Origin of the sequence: Helicovermis profundi (assembly GCF_033097505.1) — a bacterium.
In the GTDB taxonomy this organism is placed as follows: Bacteria; Bacillota; Clostridia; order Peptostreptococcales; family Acidaminobacteraceae; genus Helicovermis; species Helicovermis profundi.
Map to the genome: position 1 here is coordinate 3,075,361 of NZ_AP028654.1, position 23,229 is coordinate 3,098,589.

27 protein-coding genes are annotated in these 23,229 nt (G+C 26.7%); all 27 read right to left on the minus strand.

The annotated features are described in order from the left end of the window. Positions 1-4: 4 nt before the first annotated feature. The 27 genes from AACH12_RS13985 to AACH12_RS14115 all read right to left on the minus strand — a co-directional run bounded on the left by AACH12_RS13985 (position 5) and on the right by AACH12_RS14115 (position 23,181). The gene (locus AACH12_RS13985; RefSeq protein WP_338535991.1) at positions 5-1,288 is read right to left on the minus strand and encodes an adenylosuccinate synthase; all 1,284 of its coding nucleotides are present in this window, start codon (positions 1,286-1,288) and stop codon (positions 5-7) included. Between the two features lie 95 nt (positions 1,289-1,383). Beyond that, positions 1,384-1,938 carry a GNAT family N-acetyltransferase gene (locus AACH12_RS13990; RefSeq protein WP_338535992.1) on the minus strand — a complete coding sequence of 185 codons (555 nt, stop codon included), beginning with the start codon at positions 1,936-1,938 and terminating at the stop codon, positions 1,384-1,386. 51 nt (positions 1,939-1,989) lie between these two features. Beyond that, the gene (gene dnaB / locus AACH12_RS13995; protein WP_338535993.1) at positions 1,990-3,312 is read right to left on the minus strand and encodes a replicative DNA helicase; all 1,323 of its coding nucleotides are present in this window, start codon (positions 3,310-3,312) and stop codon (positions 1,990-1,992) included. Between the two features lie 119 nt (positions 3,313-3,431). Continuing rightward, positions 3,432-3,881: a 50S ribosomal protein L9 gene (gene rplI, locus AACH12_RS14000; protein WP_338535994.1), complete on the minus strand. Its 450-nt coding sequence runs from the start codon at positions 3,879-3,881 to the stop codon at positions 3,432-3,434. Then, complete coding sequence (locus tag AACH12_RS14005) at positions 3,878-5,878, minus strand: DHH family phosphoesterase (RefSeq protein WP_338535995.1); 2,001 nt, start codon at positions 5,876-5,878, stop codon at positions 3,878-3,880. The genes rplI and AACH12_RS14005 overlap by 4 nt, the downstream gene beginning before the upstream one ends. A gap of 11 nt (positions 5,879-5,889) precedes the next feature. Further along, a complete protein-coding gene (locus AACH12_RS14010; protein WP_338535996.1) occupies positions 5,890-6,864 on the minus strand; it encodes a DUF2232 domain-containing protein in 975 nt (324 codons plus the stop codon). A 149-nt stretch (positions 6,865-7,013) separates the two neighbouring features. Further along, positions 7,014-7,241: a 30S ribosomal protein S18 gene (rpsR, locus tag AACH12_RS14015; RefSeq protein WP_338535997.1), complete on the minus strand. Its 228-nt coding sequence runs from the start codon at positions 7,239-7,241 to the stop codon at positions 7,014-7,016. A gap of 17 nt (positions 7,242-7,258) precedes the next feature. Beyond that, entirely contained in the window at positions 7,259-7,696 is a 438-nt protein-coding gene (locus AACH12_RS14020; RefSeq protein WP_338535998.1) for a single-stranded DNA-binding protein, read from the minus strand. Between the two features lie 22 nt (positions 7,697-7,718). Continuing rightward, positions 7,719-8,006, minus strand: a complete 288-nt coding sequence (gene rpsF / locus AACH12_RS14025) for a 30S ribosomal protein S6 (protein WP_338535999.1) — start codon at positions 8,004-8,006, stop codon at positions 7,719-7,721. Positions 8,007-8,168: 162 nt separating this feature from the next. Then, a complete protein-coding gene (locus tag AACH12_RS14030; protein WP_338536000.1) occupies positions 8,169-9,350 on the minus strand; it encodes an aminotransferase-like domain-containing protein in 1,182 nt (393 codons plus the stop codon). A 167-nt stretch (positions 9,351-9,517) separates the two neighbouring features. Beyond that, on the minus strand, positions 9,518-9,730 hold the full coding sequence (locus tag AACH12_RS14035; protein ID WP_338536001.1) for a DUF951 domain-containing protein: 213 nt from the start codon (positions 9,728-9,730) through the stop codon (positions 9,518-9,520). Between the two features lie 12 nt (positions 9,731-9,742). After that, on the minus strand, positions 9,743-10,012 hold the full coding sequence (locus AACH12_RS14040; protein ID WP_338536002.1) for a putative Se/S carrier protein: 270 nt from the start codon (positions 10,010-10,012) through the stop codon (positions 9,743-9,745). A gap of 15 nt (positions 10,013-10,027) precedes the next feature. Then, entirely contained in the window at positions 10,028-10,621 is a 594-nt protein-coding gene (gene yedF, locus AACH12_RS14045) for a sulfurtransferase-like selenium metabolism protein YedF (RefSeq protein ID WP_338536003.1), read from the minus strand. 167 nt (positions 10,622-10,788) lie between these two features. Next, positions 10,789-11,526: a CvpA family protein gene (locus AACH12_RS14050; RefSeq protein WP_338536004.1), complete on the minus strand. Its 738-nt coding sequence runs from the start codon at positions 11,524-11,526 to the stop codon at positions 10,789-10,791. Between the two features lie 169 nt (positions 11,527-11,695). Continuing rightward, positions 11,696-12,859 carry a DUF5711 family protein gene (locus AACH12_RS14055; RefSeq protein ID WP_338536005.1) on the minus strand — a complete coding sequence of 388 codons (1,164 nt, stop codon included), beginning with the start codon at positions 12,857-12,859 and terminating at the stop codon, positions 11,696-11,698. Next, positions 12,849-13,460, minus strand: a complete 612-nt coding sequence (locus AACH12_RS14060) for a nucleotidyltransferase family protein (protein WP_338536006.1) — start codon at positions 13,458-13,460, stop codon at positions 12,849-12,851. Before AACH12_RS14060 ends, AACH12_RS14055 begins: the two co-directional genes overlap by 11 nt. 6 nt (positions 13,461-13,466) lie before the next feature. Beyond that, a complete protein-coding gene (gene yqeC, locus AACH12_RS14065; protein ID WP_338536007.1) occupies positions 13,467-14,153 on the minus strand; it encodes a selenium cofactor biosynthesis protein YqeC in 687 nt (228 codons plus the stop codon). 78 nt (positions 14,154-14,231) lie between these two features. Beyond that, positions 14,232-15,371, minus strand: coding sequence for a THUMP domain-containing class I SAM-dependent RNA methyltransferase (locus AACH12_RS14070; RefSeq protein ID WP_338536008.1), 1,140 nt, complete (start codon positions 15,369-15,371; stop codon positions 14,232-14,234). A gap of 386 nt (positions 15,372-15,757) precedes the next feature. Then, positions 15,758-16,948 carry an ATP-binding protein gene (locus AACH12_RS14075; RefSeq protein ID WP_338536009.1) on the minus strand — a complete coding sequence of 397 codons (1,191 nt, stop codon included), beginning with the start codon at positions 16,946-16,948 and terminating at the stop codon, positions 15,758-15,760. Between the two features lie 77 nt (positions 16,949-17,025). Further along, the gene (locus tag AACH12_RS14080) at positions 17,026-17,655 is read right to left on the minus strand and encodes an SAF domain-containing protein (protein WP_338536010.1); all 630 of its coding nucleotides are present in this window, start codon (positions 17,653-17,655) and stop codon (positions 17,026-17,028) included. A gap of 10 nt (positions 17,656-17,665) precedes the next feature. Further along, a complete protein-coding gene (locus AACH12_RS14085; protein WP_338536011.1) occupies positions 17,666-18,169 on the minus strand; it encodes a hypothetical protein in 504 nt (167 codons plus the stop codon). Beyond that, positions 18,132-18,518: a hypothetical protein gene (locus AACH12_RS14090; RefSeq protein WP_338536012.1), complete on the minus strand. Its 387-nt coding sequence runs from the start codon at positions 18,516-18,518 to the stop codon at positions 18,132-18,134. Before AACH12_RS14090 ends, AACH12_RS14085 begins: the two co-directional genes overlap by 38 nt. Before the next feature lie 3 nt (positions 18,519-18,521). Beyond that, positions 18,522-18,755 (minus strand): hypothetical protein, encoded by a 234-nt coding sequence (locus tag AACH12_RS14095; RefSeq protein WP_338536013.1) that lies wholly within the window; start codon positions 18,753-18,755, stop codon positions 18,522-18,524. Between the two features lie 10 nt (positions 18,756-18,765). Beyond that, the gene (locus tag AACH12_RS14100; RefSeq protein WP_338536014.1) at positions 18,766-19,605 is read right to left on the minus strand and encodes a hypothetical protein; all 840 of its coding nucleotides are present in this window, start codon (positions 19,603-19,605) and stop codon (positions 18,766-18,768) included. Positions 19,606-19,614: 9 nt separating this feature from the next. Then, a complete protein-coding gene (locus AACH12_RS14105; RefSeq protein WP_338536015.1) occupies positions 19,615-20,547 on the minus strand; it encodes a hypothetical protein in 933 nt (310 codons plus the stop codon). Further along, entirely contained in the window at positions 20,537-21,748 is a 1,212-nt protein-coding gene (locus tag AACH12_RS14110; protein WP_338536016.1) for an ATPase, T2SS/T4P/T4SS family, read from the minus strand. Before AACH12_RS14110 ends, AACH12_RS14105 begins: the two co-directional genes overlap by 11 nt. Next, entirely contained in the window at positions 21,745-23,181 is a 1,437-nt protein-coding gene (locus AACH12_RS14115) for a hypothetical protein (RefSeq protein WP_338536017.1), read from the minus strand. Before AACH12_RS14115 ends, AACH12_RS14110 begins: the two co-directional genes overlap by 4 nt. Positions 23,182-23,229: the final 48 nt, after the last annotated feature.

The window sequence follows — 23,229 nt, forward strand, 5'->3', positions numbered from 1 at the left end:
TATATTAAAAAATACTAGATCTTATTATTGTTTGACTTCTCTTTGGTCCAATTGAAATTATCTTAGCTGGTACTCCAACTAATTCTTCTAATCTTTCAATATATTTTTTAGCATTCTCTGGAAGCTCCTCGTAGCTAGTACAACTTGTTATATCTTCATTCCAACCATCGAACTCTTCATACACTGGTTGGCATTTTTCTAAAACTTTTAAACTTGCAGGATAATCATGTATAATTTTATCTTCATATTTGTACGAAGTACAAATTTTAATCTTATCAAATCCTGAAAGTACATCTAAGAGCATTAATGCAAAAGACGTCATGCCATTTACTCTTGCTGCATATTTTACTACTACTGTATCAAGCCATCCACACCTTCTTGCTCTCCCAGTTGTTGTTCCAAATTCATGACCTTGTTCACGTATTCTATCGCCAATTTCATCATTAAGTTCAGTTACAAATGGACCTTTTCCTACTCTTGTTGTATATGCTTTACAAATACCAAGCACTTCTTCAATTTTATTTGGTCCAATTCCAGCTCCAATTGAAAATCCTCCTGAAACGGGATGTGAGCTAGTAACATATGGATAAGTTCCAAAATCAATATCTAGAAGTGTACCCTGTGCTCCTTCAAGAAGTACTTTTTTATTTTCCCTTACAGCACTATTAACTAATACACCAGTATCATCTACATATCGTTTGATTTTCTTAGCATAATTTTTATAATCATTTAATATTGCATCACCATCTAATGGCTTAGCATTATATATTTTTTCTATTATAGTGTTTTTTCTTTTCATTTGTTTTGTAAATATTTCTTCAAAAACATCTTCATCTATTAAATCACAAATTCTTATTCCAGATCTTTCAACTTTATCCATATAACACGGACCAATGCCTTTTTTAGTAGTACCTATTTTGTCTTTGCCTCTTTCCTCTTCCTTAAGTCTATCAATTTCTTTATGATAAGGAAAAATAACATGAGCTCTATCACTTATTTTAATATTATCAACTGAAATTCCTTTTTTAATTAATCCGTCAATTTCATTTAAAAAACCTTCTGGATCAAAAACAATTCCATTTCCAATGATATTCATAGTATCTGCATAAAGTATACCTGATGGAATCAAATGAAGAGCATATTTTTCATCACCAACAACTACTGTATGACCAGCATTATTACCGCCTTGACCACGAACCACAACATCTGCTTCTTTTGAAAGATAATCAATAACCTTTCCTTTACCTTCGTCTCCCCACTGAGAACCAACAATTACTACAGTAGACATAAAAACACCTCATTTATATAGATTAATATTAAAACACGAACTTCACATGGATATATTAGCAAAATTTTCGTATATAGTCAATGATTTATTTGATATCATCCCCTTATAATTCGGTTTTGCATAAAATCACTTTTATTTACATTCATAAAAACATACTCACAACAAGCTTTGTTTTCTATCATTGTAAAACAATCATATTCCATAATTAATTTAAAGGCATTCGTTTGATCTTCAAAAGGTGCTAACTTCCTTTCAATTTCGTTAAATCCAACTTTCTTATAACATTTAATCGCTCGTTTATTAAATAAAGCCGCTCTTAATGAAATTTTTTTAAGTCTATATTTAATAAAAACGGTTTCTAAATATTTTATTATAGCTAGCGTCCCTATGCCTTTGCTTAAACAATTTGCATCTATTGAAATTCCCATTTCTGCACTTTTTTTAATCCAATTTATCTTTTTTAGAGTTATATATCCAACTACTTTTTTATTAAAAATTATTGAAAATATTTTTCTAGTAAATATTTTATTCTTTGAATTATACCAAAGTGTATATTCAATTTTATTTTTATAAGGAAAATTATAAGGCAAAAATCTAAGATCTTCATGGCTGCCCCATTTAGTAAGATCAATTAAATCCTCTTTCTTCATTTTTCTTACTTCAACATTATTCAACTTTTTTACACCTCAAATAAATGAATTTTATACCTCTCTAGCCAAATCACCAAATTTAGTATATTTACCAATCCATGCAAGTTCAACAGTACCTGTTTCTCCATTTCTTTGTTTTGCGATAATAAGTTCACCAATCCCTTGTTTTTCAGAATCAGGAAAATAATATTCATCTCTATAAAGAAACATAACTATATCTGCATCCTGCTCTATCGCTCCAGATTCTCTAAGGTCAGAAAGAATCGGCCTATGATCTGCTCTAAGTTCAGGTGCTCTTGAAAGCTGAGAAAGCGCGATAACCGGACAATCCATCTCTCTTGCAAGTGCTTTTAATGATCTTGAAATCGTAGAAATTTCTTGCTGTCTACTTTCTTGTTTTCCGCCTCCGCTCATCAACTGAAGATAATCGACCATAATTACATCTAAGCCTTTTTCCATTTTTAATTTTCTACACTTGGCTCTCATTTCCATAACTGTTATCGCTGGTGTATCATCAATAAATATATTGGCTTCTGATAATCTTGCCATTGCTTTTGTAAGAGAAATCCAATCATCTTCTTCTAAATCACCATTTCTTATTTTTTGAATTGAAATATGTGATTCACTACTTAGCATACGCTGTACCAATTGATCTTTTGACATTTCTAAACTAAAAATGGCTACTGATGATTTATGAGTCCCTGCATATTGACATACATTTATTGAAAATGCAGTTTTTCCCATTGAAGGTCTTGCAGCAACAAGTATCAAATCCGATTTTTGAAATCCACTTGTTTTAACATCAAGATCTTTAAAACCTGAAGAAAGACCTGTGAGCGCATCGTCTGATTCATATAACATCTCGATTTTTTCATACGTTTTATATAGTAACTCTCTAATTGGAGAAAATCCTTCTCTAGCTTTATTTTGCGATATATTAAATATATTTTTTTCGGCTAACTCTAATAATTCTTTTGCATCAATTGATTCATAACCTTTTTGTAAAATCAATGTTGATGCTCCAATTAATTTTCTTAGTGTCGATTTTTCTTCAATAATTTTTGCATAATATCTAGCATTAGAAGTTATTATACCCATTTCTGTTAATTCAGCTAAATAATCTAATCCGCCAATATTTTCCAAAATTCCTTCTGATATTAATTTATCTGAAAGTGTCACAATATCAACAGGTTCATTATTATTATATATTTCAAGAACAGATTCAAATATTAATTTATGTGATTCTTTATAGAAATCATCTGAACTTATTAAATCTACAATATCATTAATAGAGTCCTTGTCTAATATCATTGCACCTATTACAGATTTTTCTGCTTCAATACTATTTGGTTTGATTTTACCTTTTAACTCCATATTTATTTCCTTCCAAAAGATTAAAAAGCAATCAAAATTAAATTATATTGGATTCCCAATTTATTTAATTTTAATTGCTTTTATATAATGATTAAATAAGTAAAGCCTTAGCTAATGGCCTAATTTTCTATACTTACCACTGTTACGTTAATTTTCGCAGTCACTTTTGGGTAAACCTTTATTTCTGCTTCTGTAGTTCCAAGAGACTTAATACTAGCCATTACTATTTTTTTCTTATCAATATCAAAACCATGTTCATTATTCAAAATTTCAGCGATATCTTTATTTGTAATTGATCCAAATAGTTTTCCTGATTCACCAGCTTTTGAAGCTATTTTTATTTCAACTTCTTCAATTTTTTTTGCCAAATCTTTAGCATTTGCAAGTTCTTCATCTTTTCTTTTTTTAGCTGATTCTTTGTGATGCTCTAACTCTTTCACACTTGAATCTGTAGCTAACTTTGCTAATTTTCTTGGAAACAAATAATTTCTTGCATGACCATCACTAGCATTAATAATATCACCTTTTTTTCCTGTTCCTTTAATGTCCTTAAGTAAAATTACTTTCATTTACTTTCACCTTCCTTAATATATTCATCTATTGCTTCTACTAACTTATCTCTAACTTCAAATATTTCTATATCTCTAAACTGAGCTCCAGCAACGGTCATATGACCTCCACCACCAAGTTTTTCAAGAATAATTTGAACGTTAATATCACCCAAAGAACGACCACTAATAAAAATAGTACCATCCAGATTTTTACCTATTACAAATGAAGAGCTAATTCCTCTAATATTAAGCAAATCATCCGCTCCTTGCGCTCCTATTAACTGTGCATTTTCTATATCTTGATCATATACTGATATTGCCATGTCATTATATACAATTTTGGCATTTGAAACAATATTAGATTTTGCTATAAATGTTTTTAAATCATCCTGAAATAATTGTTTTACTGCAGTTGTATCAGCTCCAAAACGCCTTAGCAAGGCTGCTGCTTCAAAAGTTCTAACACCTGTTTGAAATGTAAAATTTTTAGTGTCTACTGTAATACCAGCAAGGAGAGCTTCCGACTCTATTTTATCTAAATTAGTTTTACTTCCCATGTACTGCAAAATTTCAGTCACCAACTCACATGTTGAGGATGCGTATGGCTCTAAATACCTTAGCGATGGATTTTCAATAAATTCAGTACCCATTCTATGGTGATCTATAAGCGCAACTCTTACCACACTATCCAAAAGTTCTGGACACTCTGTAAATGAGGGTCTATGAGTATCGACTACAACAAGCATTGTATCTGTAGCAGTTTCATTTGCTATTTCTATAGCTTCTTCAGATGTTATAAACTTATATTCTCCTTTTTCTTTAAATACTTCATAAATATTTTTAATTGGTTCTGTTACATTGTTTAAAACAATGTAAGCTTCTTTTCCTCTATTAATAATAGCTCTATGCACTCCTATTGCAGCACCAAAACAATCCATATCAGGAAAAGAATGACCCATTATTATAACTTTTTTACTCTCATCTATTAAAGGTCTAAGCGCATGAGCAATTATTCTTGCTTTAACTCTATTCCTTTTTTCAACAGCTTTAGTTTTTCCACCATAAAACTCAAAATTACCTTTTTTTCGTACTACTGCTTGATCTCCACCTCTTCCTAAAGCAAGTTCCAGAGCAGAATATGCATATTCTTCTAATTTTGAAAAGTTTTTTCCTTGCACCCCTACTCCAATACTAAGAGTAACTGGATTATTATTGTCAGAATTAATTTCTCTGATATCATCAAGTATTGAAAATCGTTTTGCTTCTAAATTATCAAGAAACTTGTTTTCAAACAAAACAATGTATTTGTCTTCTTGATACCTTTTTATAAGTCCATTCATCCTAGATGCCCAGATATTTATCTTGGCATTAATTTCTGATTTCAAAAACGGTCTTCTTTCTTCCTTTGTTTCTGCAATTACTTCATCAAAGTTATCCACTTGAAGTAATGTAACTATACTTTTTTCATCTCTATACATATTTTTTAATTTAAAATAATCTGTAACATCAATCCAGTAGAGCATCATAATGTAGCGCTCATCACCATTATCTTGAATTTTTACAACGTTGCTTAATACGTCGTAATGTTTTTCTCTAACTTTAATATTAATTAATTCTTCACCATTAATTGCTTTCTCTATTTCAAAATGAGGTACGACTTTTGAAATATTTTGGCCTAAAATATCTTTAGAGTCTATACTTTCAGAAAACTTTGAATTATACCAAGTAATTTTTCCATCAAAATCTATTAAAGTTAATGGCATTGGTAAATTTAATATTGCATATCTCGCTGCAGAGTCTATATCACTACTTAAATTTTCAATATATTTTTGCCATCTTTTATTACGATGTTTACTACTCCTCCAATTATAAAATTGTAAATAAATCAAAATAAGTACTCCAATAATACCAATTACTAGATTATACATTGCAACAAAAACAACAAGTATTGTAATTATCCATAAATATATCCTAGTATCAGGTTTTAACAATTTTGAAAATTTATTTCCTGACATAATACACCTCTCTAAATAGTTCTATTATTAATTTTTCTAAAATCAAAAATTGCATCTGTCCATCCAAGTAGTGCTAAAACAAGCATTGGTTTTAAAAATATTAAAACTATAATAAAAATTACTTTTAATATTTTATTCATATTTTTTTTATCCATATAGTAAAATATTGTTGATAACCCTTGAATAGAAAACACTAACATCATTATTAGTAAAATATTAATAGATAATATATCTGAATTGATTATGCCCATTTTAATAGCTAAAAATGACATAACTACAATAAGAGTAGTTCCCCAAGTAATATGGTTCGGGTACCTAAAGTCCTTATATTTCTTTTCTTCTACAACTTCAATATTTAATTTTCTTAAAATCTTATAGCCAAATGTAGCTGTTAAAAGCGATGATAAAGCCGATATGCTGATTAACAAAAATGGTAAACTCATTTTTACAACACTTATTATTTGGTCTACTGATGCTATATAACCAACTCTCATATTTTCAATTAAGCTTTCTTCATAAGTTCCTATAGTCTTTAACGAATCAAAAGTTGAATTAATAACATCTTTATAAATCAATACTTGACTATTTATTGAAGTAAATAAATCTATCTTTGTTAGGTACTGAACCAAAATTATTCCAATAGAAAATGCTAATACATAACCACCTGTTAATGATAAAATAAGTGTGCTCTTGTTTTTCTTATGTCTAACAATTTCTGAAAAAATAACTCCGTTTATACCACCGATTAACACTAAAATTATTGCATTCACAAATCCAGAAATCATGAAAGTCATAAAAAAAGAGCCTATAATCATTGCAAATACTTTATCTGTTCCATTTTTAATGCCAATAATTGCATAAAATATAGGCGTAAGAAAAATCAAATAACCTATAAGCGGTACATATATTGCAGCTAAATAAAACATCGTTGAAAGTACTGCCATAATTGATATTTCTAAAATAGTTCTAGTATTACTATTATTCAAAAAATTCACTCCTATACATTTAATAAAAAACTTACACCCAAACATTATTATACTATAAATTTAAGATTATTGCATTTTAAACGAATAAAAAACCAATGACTTTTACTAGGAGCTCCTAGACGTCATTGGTTTTAATTTTCTATATGCTTTTATTCAGTTACAAACGGTAACAAAGCAAGAATTCTTGCTCTCTTAATTGATTGTGTTAAAGCTCTTTGATGTTTTGCACAATTACCAGTTACTCTCCTAGGTAAAATTTTACCTCTTTCAGTTAAGTATCTTTGTAATTTTTTTGTATCTTTATAATCAATTGAAGTTGCTTTTTCTGCACAGAAAGAACAACCTTTTCTTTTTCTACGTTTTTTAAATACAGCCATCTTAATATCTCCTTTCTCTAGAATGGAATATCATCGTCATCCTCTACTGCTTGAAAGTTATCTGGCTCAGCTCCATATGAAAATTCATCTTTTTTTACTGGTGCCGCCTTTTTATCTCCCCATTCAAGGAATTCAACATTATTCGCTAATACATCTGTAGAATATCTAGTTTCTCCCGTATTTGTTTTGTAAGAACTAGTACTAATAGATCCATTGACAGCAACCAATCTACCTTTTGCAAGGAAATTCGCACAGTTCTCGGCTTGTTTTCCCCAAACTACAATTCTTATAAAATCTGCAGTTGGTGTACCTTTTTCTTCGAACTCTCTCTTTTTTTCTTTACTTAAATTTTTATTTACAGCTAAAGTAAAATTAGCAACAGCTCTTCCACTTCCAGCAACAAATCTAAGTTCAGGATCTCTAGTTAACCTTCCAATTAATACTACACTATTCATAATCTACCACCCACCTTAAGAATTATTTTGCATCTAAATTAACAACAAGGTATCTAATAACTTCTTCAGATATCTTAAAGTTTCTTTCTAATTCTTTTGGAAGATCTGTACTAGCCTTAAAGTTAACAAGTACGTAGTAACCTTCTTTTAACTTTTGAATTTCATAAGCTAATTTTCTAGTTCCCCATTCGTCAACTTTTAATACTTCACCACTAGCTGAAATAATTGATTTAAATTTTTCAATCATCTCATTTCTTTTTTCTTCTTCTAGATTAGGTTTTAAGACAAAAATCGTTTCATAATTTCTCATTTTTTTGCACCTCCCTATGGACTATTTTGGCTCTTAACTTAAGAGCAGAAAGGTAAAACAAACTTTGTAAGCTTATTTTAACTAATTTAGTATATCACTATCTATTATATAGTGCAAGAAAAAAGAACAATAAACTTTTTTTTGTTTATTGTTCTTTTGCTCTTACAAAAATTCTTTTATAACTTTTCCAAGTCTTTTAATACCTTCAATTATTTTATCGTCTGGCATATTTGAATAATTTATTCTCATAGTGTTTTCATTACCACCATTTGGAAAGAATGAACCTCCAGGAACAAATGCAACATTTTCTTTTAATGCTCTTTCCATAAGTTCTCTTGCATTAATATACTCAGGTAATTCAACCCATGTAAAAAGCCCACCATTTGGATAAGTAGCAACTGCTTCTTTTGGAAATTCTGACTTTATATATTGCATCATCAAGTTTCTTCTAACTCTGTATATATCTTTAATCTTTTCGATATGTTCGTCTAAATCATACACATCTAAAAATACCGAAAGTTCCCTTTGTGACATTGAATTCGATTGTAAATCCGCACCTTGTTTCACTAAGATATATTTTTCTAGTATATCGTGCTCAGCGCAAACCCAACCTATTCTAAGACCAGGACAAAAAGTTTTTGAAAATGTTCCTAAAAATATAACTCTTCCATCTTCATCCATAGATTTTATAGAAGGAAGCATTTCACCTTCAAATCTTAACTCGCCATAAGGATTATCTTCAACTATTGGTAAATCATACTTTTTAGCAACTTCAAGTAAACCTTTTCGCCTCTGTAAAGACCAAGTTCTACCTGTTGGATTTTGGAAATCAGGTATAACATAAATCATTTTAGCATTATCAATTTTTGATAATTTTTCTTCTAATTCTTCAATAATCATTCCATCATTGTCAGTAGAGATTTCTAAAAATTCGCATTCATATGCTTTAAAAGCATTAATTGCACCTAGGTAACTAGGACTTTCACAAATCACAACATCTCCAGGGTTTAAAAATATTTTACCCGAAAAATCTAATCCTTGTTGAGATCCACTTGTTACAAGAATATTATCCATACTTGTTTCAACATTTACTTTTTTCATTCTAGAAGCTATTTGTTTTCTTAATGGATTATATCCTTCGGTAGGACTATATTGAAGCGCTTCTTGTCCCATTTCTTCTAAAACTTTTACAGAAACTTTTTTCATTTCTTCAACAGGAAATAATTCCGGAGCAGGTAGTCCACCAGCAAAAGAAATAATTTCTGGTCTTGCAGTTAACTTAAGCAATTCCCTAATTTCTGATGCGTTTACCTTGCTTACTCTCTCTGAAAATTTTATTGCCATTGTTGCACCTCCATAGAATATCCCTAAAAAAGATTGCCCAAAGATATTATAACACAAAGAAAATAAAAAAAAAGTAATACTCAAAAAACATAAAATGCCAATACACACTAAAATGTTTTGGCATTTTTTATTAATTATATTACTATAAAAAGTGAAATTACTTTAATTTACTTTCGAAAATCAGTAATATATTCACCATTTCTTTGAACTTTCTTGACCCTTTTTTCAAAATTCACTCTAGTAATCCATATTTGCTTTTCGCACTTAATACACTTTATTCTAAAATCCATACCTATTCTTCTTACTTCAAACTTATTATTACCGCAAGGATGATTTTTTTTTGTCTCAACAATATCTCCAACTCTTAGTTCCATTGGCATAATTATTCTCCTTTAACTCCACTCAATAATACTTACTTTCTTTTTATCATTCATTTTGTCGATGTAATAAATAACCATTCCATCAGTGTCAACTTTTGCTAACTTTTCTCTAATAAATTCTAGATTGTTCTCCTTAAATCTTAAAGACAAACCGCAATTTGCACTAATTTCTCTTGGCGTTGGAATTAGTTCTACACTAATTAATTCTTTTAAATTCTTTTCAGTTTTAATAGCTTTATGAGTCGAATTAAAAGCAATAATATAAAATTCTTTACTTAACATTTTAACTCCTATTTTCTATAATTTAATTGTATTTTTTGCATTATTCATATGTTCGGCAATTGAATACATATTTGATATTCCACCAACGCTAAGTCTACTAGTAATATTATAGAAATCTAAACAAGTTCCGCATGAAAGGACTTCCACACCATAACTTTCAAGTATTCTGATATATTCAAGCACTGGTGAAGAATCAATGGTTAAATTAACTCCACTATTCACAAATAATATAGCTTTAGGATATGGTTTTAATTCCGTTAAGGTATAGAAATAACCTTTAATTAAAATTTCTCCTAAAGTATCATCTCCACTTCCCATTTTATCCGATGACACATAAATGACAGATTCACTAATATTTTCTTTAGGATCTCCCATTTCTTCAAAGCCAAGACTTTCTCCTTTATTTATGCTTATATAATAAAGATCACCCTCAGCTTTTACACTATACTCATACTTAAGTTTTTTTGCAAGTTTTGATACATTTTCTTTTGCTGCTTCATTATCAACTATAGTTATTACACTACCTTCTGTTATCTGTTCAATCGCTTTTTTTGTATTAATTACTGGTTTTGGACAATCAAGTCCTCTTGCATCAATTTCAACTATCATTAATATTCCTCCACATCAAAAATTACTATTACAAGAACCTTATGATTCTCTTAAAATTAAAAAATAATTTGGTACTTTATAATTTTAAAGTATCTAATTTACTACTATTAATCAACATCTATAAATATTTTCTATATTCTAATAACCATTATAAATATTATTTATAATTATAATACGCCACTAAAATTACTAGCAATCATATTTTTAACAAAGAACATTATAATATTATGATTGTAGAAAAAACTACCTATCATAGAAGATTGAATTAATCCAACAATATAAGAATTACTAACAATAGGATTAACTATCATAATTATTGTCATAATAATATATATAAATACAAGACCCTTTACCACTCCCACTATAAAACCACCTAATTTGTTGATTTCTTTCAGTATTGGCAATTTCGCAATCGAATCAAGTAATTTAACAATCAAAATTAATGCAATATAAGCTACAATAAAAACCAATAAAAATGCTATTACACCCATTACAAATGAAGATAATTTATCCGAAATTACAGTTGATAAGGATCCAGAACTTGAATTTATATTCATTTTAGAAATCGCATTCATAAGCTGTTCTTTTATATTTGAAGGTAAATTTAATTCATTTAATTTACTTGGATCTATAGAAGATAAATCTATATTAGTCATATCTAAATTAAGTCCAGATGAATTTAATCTTGATAATAAACTCGTTCGTATTGTTGTTTGTAAATCTTTAAAAACACTAAAATTTGTCATTAAGTATTCTAAAACTTTAAAATAATATACTTTAGCAATAATACCAGCCACTATATAGCTCATAATTCCAAGAACTGATTTTATAAATCCAATTCTTATTCCCCTAAAAATATTATAAATAAGTATAGTAACTACAACCGCATCTACCCAATTAAGCATGTTAATCTCCTTTTTATCCGATGCCTTAGAGTTCTAATACCCCCACTTATAAAAAAAGTGGGGGATAAAGAACTCTAAAAAGGCCCTGGATTATGTTTTCTAAGATTCAGTGAGAGTAAAAACTCCCTCTGAATCCAAGAAATTCATTTATCGTTAGCTTATCGTTTATTTATTTCAATAAATAATATTCAAATTTATTTATATAGTATACACCTAATTTTGATGAACTAAACCATTTAACATTTATAATATCACTACTTAAGAGTTGAATACCAATATTTTCACCTTTTTCATCCAAAATATAAAGTTTATCATCAGAAGTATAGCAAATTTCACCATAATTATATTCGATTTTTTCAACATCTACATTTATTTTTTTTTCGAATACTTTATTACCTTTATTATCTATTTTCAAAATAATATTATCATCAATTGGATTGGATATATCCTTAGAAACTGCAACTAAATTAAGTACTACATTACCATTATCGTCAAAGGAAAAGTTTTTAATAGTTCGATCAAATTTATACTCAAATAGCATATTATTTTCATTATCATATTTTCTAAGCCAAGAATCAGATAGCAATATAACTGAATCGCCTATAATTTTAATATCAAAAATTATCGCACTATCAAAATTTAAAAGTCCTGATAATTCTCCATCTAAATTATAAATTTGAACTGTAGAGAAAAATTTATCTTTAGCTATTTTTAATGTTGTAGTTGCAATAATACTTTTATCTGACGATGACTCAATTTTAGATATTTTATCATCTCTCAGTGCAATTTCACTTAATTTTTCACATTTATTATCTAATATTAATATTCTTGCATTCGCTGAATTGTAGACTATGACATTAAATTCATTTTTAACAATCACATTTTCAATTTTTCCGATATTTAGAATTTTACCTACAATATTTCCATCAACATCTAAAGAATAAATATTTCCAATTTCTTTATCATAAAGTATCAATAAGTTTCCTTTTCCAACAAGTTTTACATTTACACCATTTAATTCTTTCTTCCAAATAGGTTTAAAATCCGTATCATACTGTGTAAGTTCACTATTGTCAATTTTAAAAAACTTACTAGCAATTTTGTAAATATTCGAGTCATTAACATATTTTAAATTTGATTTATAATCAAAAGTCTTTATTTTTTCAAGTTTCATAGAACCAAAGCTAATTGTATATTTTATTTTATTTATGTAATTATTGTCAAATTTAAATACAAATATCAAACATATAATCAATACAATTAATGAAATAAAACTTATTTTATTAAAGAACTTTTTCTTGCTTTTTCTTTTTTTTCTTTTATCAAATGTCAAGTTTTTCCTCCAAAATTTCTCTATTAATTATCTTAATAACTCTATTTATATCTTCTTTACAATCAATATCAATTCCTTCAAAACTATTTTTTATATTACAAGTAATTATTTTATCACGGTTATTTTTTATTATTTCTCTTCCACCAATATCCCCTTTTAGTTTCATAAATTCATCTTTTAGTGATATTGGAAATATAACCGGCGTAGATCTATTACCATCATAAATAGGTACAATTATTTTATCATTAAATTCTTTAAATTTATCAACTAATGTATTTATTGTTTTAGTAGTTAAAAGTGGTTGATCTGCTACTAAAAAGCAAATTCCACATGTATTTTTATTTGCATTTTCAATACCTAATTTTATTGATTCACTTTGACCTAATACATTTTTAAAATTTTTTACAAAAATTACTTTTTCGCTCTTAATTTGTTTTATAATCTCATCGTTTGCATAAATCAAAATAATCTCATCTAATTTTGACTTAAGGGCATTTTCTAAAACAAAGTCAATTATTCTTTTGTTGTTTATTTTTATTAATAGCTTATTTTCGCCCATTCGTTTTGATAAGCCAGAAGCCATTATTATCCCTGTTACCATATACTATTATCCTCTAGAATATATTTTAAAATCAGTTAAGCTATTAGTATTTTTTAAAAATTTTTCAAGCAAGACTATATTATTAATTCTATCTTTATTATTTACTTTTGTAATAAGTAAGGCTTTATTAAAAAACGTACATCCCTTAAATAAACCATTGCTAGAATTAACATACTTTACATAATCGATTAACTCAATTTCCTCATTCATATTTTTTTCAACAATATCTAAAAACTTCTCACTTCTATAAACATAATTGTCATTTATTGGCCTATTTAGAGAATCAATTGAAAAAACACCTACAACTAAATCAGTTAAGCTTGGAATCACAGGTTCCTCTTCACCGTGAGCTTTAATCGTCTTTTTTCTAGATCCATCACCTTCAACTAAAATAAAATCGAATATATTTTCATTTTTAATATGATCTATAAATTCTTTATCTACTCCTATAAGTTTTTTACTATCAATTTTACTTCCCAATATAATAATTTTATTGTTTAAACTATTTGCCACTTTCTCTATTTTATTAGTTAAAATAGTTTTGTACTCTTCATTAGTTTCTTTATACATCTTTGTAGTAGTTGCAATAAGAACTGTCTTACCCATTTTTTTCAATTTATTTGCCAATAAAAAAATGGAAGATGTTTTCCCACCTGAACCTATAAAAGTTATAACTTTTTTATCTATATTCAATTCAATAAATCTGCTAAAATCATTCAAATTTACACCTTCTTATGTTAATTTTCATAAAATAGATCGAATTTTAAAACTTTATTTGATTTTAGGTGGTTTTTCTCCAATATACTGATACAAATAACATTTTAATCTACCATTATAAAGTTTTCTGTTTTTATCAGATTTTTTTCCAAAAAATCGTTCGAATTCCTCGTTAGATGTAAATATATATTTAGACCAAGTTTCTAAGCGTTTATATGAAGTACCCATCATACTATACAAATCAAATATTTCTTCTTCTGTTCCTAGTCTTTCACCATATGGAGGATTTGAAATTATATAGCCATACTTATCCTTTGTATTAATATCTTTTGCATCCTGAACTTTAAAAACGATATCATCTTCTACTCCAGCTTTTTCTGCATTTAGTTTTGCAATATTAATAACTCTTCTATCAACATCAAAAGCTGATATATTTAACTGTTTTTCATAATCAATTTGACTATAAGCCTTAACTCTCTCTTCTTTGATTACTTCACTTGGAATAAAGTCCCAAGATTCAAAATCAAATTTTCTATTTAACCCTGGAGCAATATTTCTACCCATCAAAGCTGCTTCAATTGCTATAGTCCCAGTTCCACACATTGGATCAATTAGAGGAATCTTAGCATGCCACCTACTCGCTTTAATTAAAGCTGCCGCTAGCGTTTCTTTTAAAGGTGCAATATTTCCATCCTCTCTATAGCCTCTTTTATGAAGTCCAAGCCCGCTAGTGTCAATTGTTAGAGAAACTTCATCATTTAGTATAGCAGCTGTAATATGAAATTTTGAACCAGTTTCTTCAAACCAATCAATTTTATACTTATCTTTTAAATTCTCAACAATAGATTTTTTTGTAATAGATTGAATATCAGACACACTAAAAAGCTTAGATTTAACACTTTTAGCACTCACCGGAAATTCTCCATCTATAGGAATATACCTATCCCAATCAAGTTTTTTCGTTTTATCAAAAAGTTCAACAAATGTTTTAGCCCTAAATTTTCCAACCAAAATATGAACCCTATCTGCGCATCTAAGCCATAAATTAGCACGAACAATTCCCGCTGCATCAGCATCAAAAAGAATTCTTCCATTCTCAACTACAATATTGGTAAAACCCAATCTTTTAATTTCATCCTTAACAATACCTTCAATACCAAAGGCTGACGTTGCAATCAATCTATAATTTCCCATAAAAACTCCCATCAATATAATATATAATGATATTTTATCATAATGCGCGAAAAAAGAAAGCAGTGCAGAAAAAACAAAAGAATATTAAAAAATGCGATAGCATAATTTTTTAATATTCTTTTGTTTTTTCTATAGGGCTAAAAGCCCGTGACAAGATCACTGAAAGTGAGCTTGGCGCACTGATTTTTACCCTTTATATTATATTTTTTACTTTTTCATATGGCTAAAAGCCCGTGACAAGATCACTGAAAGTGAGCTTGGCGCACTGATTTCTACCCTTTATACTATATTTTTTACTTTTTCATAGGGCTAAAAGCCCCAGGCAAGATCACTGAAAGTGAGCTTGGCGCACTGATTCTTACCCTTTATATTATATTTTTTACTTTTTAATTTTCTGCTTTTAAATGTTTATCAATTAACAAAAGTAACTTCTTCATATCAATAGGCTTAGAAATATAATCACTAAAGCCATAAGAAATCAAATAATTTCTCTCTGTATCCATAACTTTGGCCGTACAAGCGATTATCGGAATTTTTCTTTTATTTTTCATATGATTAATTTCATCTAAAGTTTCAAACCCATTCTTAATTGGCATCATAATATCCATCAGTATTAAATCCGGTTTTTCTTTTATGTAATTTTCAATGCATTCTTCTCCATTTTTAGCGAAAATAAGATCATAATATTCTCTCAACATAAACTTAAGTGTAATTCTTCCAACTAATTCATCTTCCGCTACTAATATTTTTTTTCTATTATTTAAATTTAATATTTCCGGTTTACTTGTACTCTTGCTAGTAATTTCATTTTTTAAATGTTCTAATTTTAATTCTATTTTTACTTCAGTACCTATTCCTAATTTAGAATCTAATTCAATTTTTCCATTCATAATATTAATAAATTCACGTGCAATGGATAATCCTAAACCTACCCCTTTATTCTTTATTCCTTTTGTTTCAAGTTTATTGAATCTTCCAAAGACGTATTGATACTTATCAGAAGGTATGCCGATTCCTGTATCTTTGATAACTATGCTAACACTAATTCTTTTTTTGGTATATTTGATTCTTCCAATTTTTATTTCTATTTTCCCTTTATCAGTAAATTTAACTGCATTATCAATAATATTAACCAAAACTTTTCTTAATGAATATAAGTCACCAATGAAATGCTGAGGCAGTGAATCATCAATTTCAAAAACAACTAGTAATTTTTTATCATTAATTTCATTACTATAAGTATTTACAATTTCATTTATTAAATCCTTAATCGAAAAAATCTTTTTTTCTTCTTTATATTTTTTTTCTTCTAATTTTGATATTTCTAAAATACTGTTTATTGTTTCCGTTAATTTAATTGAAGAATCAAATAAAATATCTACATATTCTGTTTGAATACTATCTAGCTCCGTTTCCTTAAGAAGCTGAACCATCCCAAGCATCCCATTTAACGGCGTTCTTACTTCATGAGAAATATTAGTAACAAATCGACTTTTTTCTTTATTTGAAATTTGCATTGTTTTCAAATTATCAATTATTTGGATCAATTCTTCCCTTGATTTTTTATCATATTTCACGACTAATCTCCTCAAAATATATTTAAGTCAATTATATCATCGTTTGAATATTTTCACAATTATTTCAATAAGTTGATTTATTTCCCCAAAGTGATAACTTTGAATTTCCCGTGATCTTCTAGAACTAAAATATTTTGAACATCTTCGTCCATACTTACCAAAACTAAATATTTAGGCCTATTTTCTTCGCTAATTATATCTATTTTTTTGTAATTCTCATCTAATACTGAGCATACTTTGACTCCAAAAAATCTTTTTGATTCTTCTTTTTCAGTACTACTACAAAACATTAAATCTACTATATCGTCATCGTTAATTTGCCAACCATTCGCTTCTTCGGCGCTTAACTCTAATGTGAATTGTGCTTTTCCAAATGGAATAATTTTGTTTTGTACTCTTTTTTTTATATTACTAAGCAAATCGCTTTTAAGTACTATTTCATTCTTTTTAATTAAGCTATTTGAATATTTGCCAACTATATTTTCAATTTCTTTGCAATAATCATCTTCAATATTGGCTTCATCAATCAATTTATATTTCAAGTCCTCTTTTTTTATTATAGAATTAGTTTCAATATTTTTTCTAGCAAAATAAACTTTTATTTTTATCTCACTTTTGTTTTTACTATTAATAGCATCTATTTCAAAATACAAAACTAAAGTAAGACCTAATATTATTAATATTATAGTTAAAATCTTTTTTTTCATATAGCACTTCCTAATTATTAATTGGCATATCTACTTTTACATTAATTCTAACAACCAATTCGCTCTTATCAATCATTTTCATCAATACTTTTCTATATATAAACGGTTCAATTCTAATATCTAAAACAATATTCACATTTTTTAAACCATATTCTATATCAACAATATTGATATCTCCAAAAAGAATACTATTTTCCTTTGACGACATATCATCCTTTAAATTTAAATTCAATTTGATATATTGCTCAAGCTCATCTTTATCATTTTTTATTTTTAAATTTCCTTTACTTAAATTTTTGATATTATATTCTTTATAAAGTGAAGTAAGTGATACTTCCAAAGTATTCCTTATTTCATTTTCTATTATAGAAAAATACATTTTTTCATAAATATATGTAAATAAAGGAAATATGACAAATATTATTATAAATAAATACAAAAATATTATTGTAATTTCCATCCCACCAAAGGAACTTTTAATTGACAACTTTTTTTGAAAAACTATATTTTTCATATTTTAAATTTCCTTCAGCTGTTTTATATTTTAATAATCCTACTGTTATAACATATTTAGTTTTGCACTTTACAATAAATTTTATTGATTTTGCAAAAGAAGACTCATCTTTATTACTAGTAATAATATTAATGTCAAAATAACCTCTCTCTATAAGTCTTTCTTTTAAATGATTCTTATCTTCGACAGTTAGACCACCTTCAACTAACGCTTTATAATTATAATCTGAACATATATCATTAAATTGATATTTTAAATTAATTGGAACAATAATATAAATAAATGATATTACAATTCCGACAATTAACACCATACACATAGCCCATACAACTACTCCTGAATTATTCATACCTTATATACTTGTATCAAATAAAGAATTTTTCAAGGTATTTGTATACCAATCAGTAATATCCGTCATAAGTTTTTTACTAAAACTTTTCATATTTGGAAGTAAAATAAATGCCGCAATTATAAGAGCGATTGCAATATTTATAATAATCGAAACTCCAAACTCTCCTCTTGATGATAATAAAAGTTCTTTAATTTTGTTTTTCCTTATTTCTAAATCGACTAATACTTTTAACATAATCATCCTCCTAATACATAAAAATTTTTGATGTTGCATTACTCATTTCAATAATTAATGGTATTCCTATTAATAATATTACAACCAGTGAAAATAAAAAAACTATAAAAAAACTCTTTATTTTTTGGTTTTCTGTTTCCATTTTTATATAATTAAAATATTTTTTGAACATAAGTTTTTCCTGATTGATCAATGTTTCTATATTATTTCCAACCATTATTCCTTGTTTTAAAGTTAAGCATAAAGTTTCCACGTCATGACTCAAATAATTGCTAGATAATTCTTTTAAAGCTAAATCCATATCCGATGTCTGAGAGTATATTGCACCCATTGTCATTAAATTTAATCTTAAGTCTTTATCGTTTATTACTTCAAAAACAGAGGTGATGCTTTTATCAAATCTTACTCCCGAAGAATATTGATTGTTCAAAAATTTATATATTTTATATGCATTTTTTTGAAAAATTAGTCTCCTTGTTTTTTTTAGTTTAAATAGTTTGTACTCAGAAAAACTAATTAGTACTATTAGTATTATAAGGGCTTTAAAAATACTATAAATGTCATTTCTGCAAAGTAGAAAAAAAATAATTACTGGCATTATATAAGCAGATAGTATAAACTTAATTATTGATTTATCATCATATATCCCTGCTTCTTTTAGTCTAATTTTAGTTTTATTAAAAATCTTACTCCTTGTAAATTTAAAATTGCGACTATTGACTTGATTTCTAATTCTATCCTTTTTTACATAAATAAAATAAGAATTAAAATATATTTTATTAACTACGTAAATTAGATATCCAATAGCTATATTTAGTAAAATTATATAAATATTTATTTTATTAATCATAATCACCTTTTAGTAATTGTATTTATTGAGTTCTAGTGAAAGTAAAAAACCTAAAAAAAATATAATTGAGTATACAGCAAGAAGTATTCTACCTGTATTAGTATTAAGATAAAAATTTCGTACCGATATATTATTATTTATTAAATAATAATATATGGCAATTACTGATACCATTATTACGTATATTAATAGTTTGTCCTTAAATAACGAAATCTTTCTTCTGTTGAATTCTTCCTCTAATTTATAAGCTTCTTCTTCCAAACCAGAAAATAATTTAAGTAAATTACCTCTCGACTTTACTGCTTCCTTTATATTAATAATAAAAACTCTAAATATTTCATTATCTATTTTGCTTTGAAATATTTCGAGTGCTTCTACTGCATCTACACCCGTATTGACTTGAACAAGAAAATCGCTTATATATCTATCAATAGGATTTCCTATTCCTGTATGAAGCGTTTTTTCAAAGCAAAAAAACACATCTTCCTTGACTTGACACCATCTATTCATTGTTCCTATGAAATTAACAAGTAACTTTCTACTTTTCGTACTATTATATTTTCTAAACATATCAAGTCCTATAATTGGAAACAAAGATATTATTAAAGACATTGATATCGATGGAATAGAAATACTCATAGTTATTGAAGAAAAAAATAATGTTATAAAAAATATTATTACTATTATTCCTATAAAACTATATATACTTAAGCTTGGAAATAATAACGTTATTCCACTTTTTATCAAATATTTTCTGTTTATATCATCTAAAAAACTTTTTTTTATCCTAAAACTATTTCGTAACATTTTTTCATCTGAATACATCTTTGAATTTCTTGTAAAATATTTATTTATAATTAAATTGTTTCTTAAAATTAATACTAAATAAACAACTGCTGCATATATTATTACTGTTGTAAATGCAATTATACTAATTTTCATAAGCTAAATTTCTTTCATTATTTCTAATTTTTTTTTTATATAAATAGTCAATTTCAAATACTCTTTTTTCATTAGAATACCTATTTACTTTAATTATTTCTTGAACTTCAAAATTTTTTAGGTATACTATGATATCCAGTGAATTCGCAATAACTTTTTTTACCGTATTTTCTGATAGTCCTACTATAGAATTTTCAATTAACATTAACAATCTATATAAAGAATCTTCAGCACTTATTGCATGCAAAGTACCAATAATTTTATGATCTGTGTATCCTGCTTTTAAAAAATCCCATGTCTCTTCTCCAACTAATTCTCCTACGCAATAACCATCTAGTGACATTGTCAATCCATCTTTCAATAAGTCCTTTAATTCAAGTTTTCTCCCACCATAACAATCTTTCTTTATTCTTTGTGAAATAAAATTTTTAGATTCTGGATATATTTCAGCATCTGATTCACATACTAGTATTCTTTCACTTTCATTAATTTTTTTTATAAATGCCCTAAGAAGTGTTGTTTTTCCAGCTGCTCCTTTCCCAGAAAATATAATTCTTGAATTACTATTTGCTATATTTACTAAAATTTTTTCAACTTTTTTATCAAACATATCTTTGTCAGATAATTCTTCTAACGAATATGCCGTCCTTCTATGTTTTCTTATTGTTAATGATGGTCCCGTGATATTCCTAGGGTTAATTGCCACATTAATCCTAAGTCTATAATTTTCATCTGAAACTCTTGCATGACTATCATTTTCATTAATTATTCCACCGTTTCTAATTATTATTAATCTGCAAAATTTATCAAATTCTTCTTCCGTAGAAAATTTAATATCTATTTTTTTCTTAATTCCATTCTCTTTAATCATAAAATAATTATATCTTGTGCCATCAATGTCTGTTATATTTTCATTTTCTATATAATATTGAAGAATTCCATAGCCAAACATATAGTTCATAATTTCTTTTATCATAATATCCCTTTGGACTTTATACCTCTTATTATCAATTAATTTAATAATTTCTTTTTCAAGAACTATCCTTTCGATTTTTCCACTGCTCACATCTGCAATTAACCCAGGATTCATTTTAATTATTGAAGAAGATAATTCCAAAGAAATCGCTTGAAAATCCAAATTTGTATTTCTTGTCATACAATACTCTTCTTCCATTAATGAATTATGTAATGTTTTTATCATACAAATTGCTCCTCATTATTATGTTTAGTATATTTAGCTTTAATTTTTATATTTAATTTATTAATAATCTTAATATATTCTTTAACATCTTTGGTTTTAATTATACTATTTATTGAATTTTTAGTACTTTTTATACGATTCCTTTCAGCTTTATATCTTATTTTTCCAATAAAACCGCAATTCGATGCTTCGTGTAGTAAATTATAATCAATATCTAAAAAAAGTTTGTGGTTAAATGCAACCATATAATTTTTTGAAATTAACATTTTCTGTTTTTTATTTAAAAATTCAATATATTTATTAAATTCTCTAACTTCTAGCAAATTTGTAGCTATAGGTATCAAATTTACATCTGATTTTAATAATGAAATAACTGTAAACATATCATATATGTGCTTATTTAAAATTATAATTACAATATCAAAATAATCTCTCGAAAGTGATATCAATTTTTCAAAATCTTTTTTTTCGTAGTATTCATAATTATTTAAATTGTAATTTCCTGTAATAATACTTAAATTAGATCTTTTCTTAATTTTTACGACTGCATTTTCAAATATTTCTCTGGATATTATTTTTTTTTCGATTGCATCAAGTAAAATATTTATTCCTGAATTATATGTGCTTATATTATTAATTTGAATATTGCTATTAAATTTATTGATATCCATATACATATCTACTGAAGGATTCAATCGATCTGCATCAATTAAAAGAACATTCAAATTTGTAACTGTAGAAAGAGAATATGCTAATTCACATGCAAATTCATAATTTCCCCATACAGATATAATCCTATTAATTTGATTAATTGAACTATTTTTTTCTTTTAAAAAATTTTTTTCATTATTTTTACTTGCATATATATTTAATAATTCTTGTTTTAAGCTTTCTTCTAAATCATTTGTTAAAAATTTAAATGTCTCATTAAATTTACTTGGTGAACAATTTTTCAAACTTTCTTTTATATAATCAATTTTTTTACTATCAGTTTCCATATTTTTTTCACTTAAAATATCTAAATATGACATTACTTCAAATTTCGTTTTTTTATTATTTAAAAAATATAATACTCTTTCAAAAGAAAAATCTTTTTCTAATACTATATTAGTTACATTATTTTCAATTAATGTATTTAGGGTTTTCTTTTGATAATTGTTGAAATACACTACTTCAATACACGACAATAAATTATTGTTAATAATTTGTTTCGATAGATTTATAATTTGCTCATCAGAAAATTGATTTGAATAAATAAGTATATTATTAAATTTTTTATTGTTTTTCAAAAAGTTGATAACGCCTTCCTCACCGTTTCGAAAAACTACATCTACTTCAATATTTTTTTTGTATCCACTCTTACTCAAATTTAATTTAAATTCACCGCTAGAAAGGTCTTTTGGGTAGATTACTAATATATGTACAATTTCCATATTTAGCCTCCTATCTTTTTCAACATATTATCACATTATACATAATTT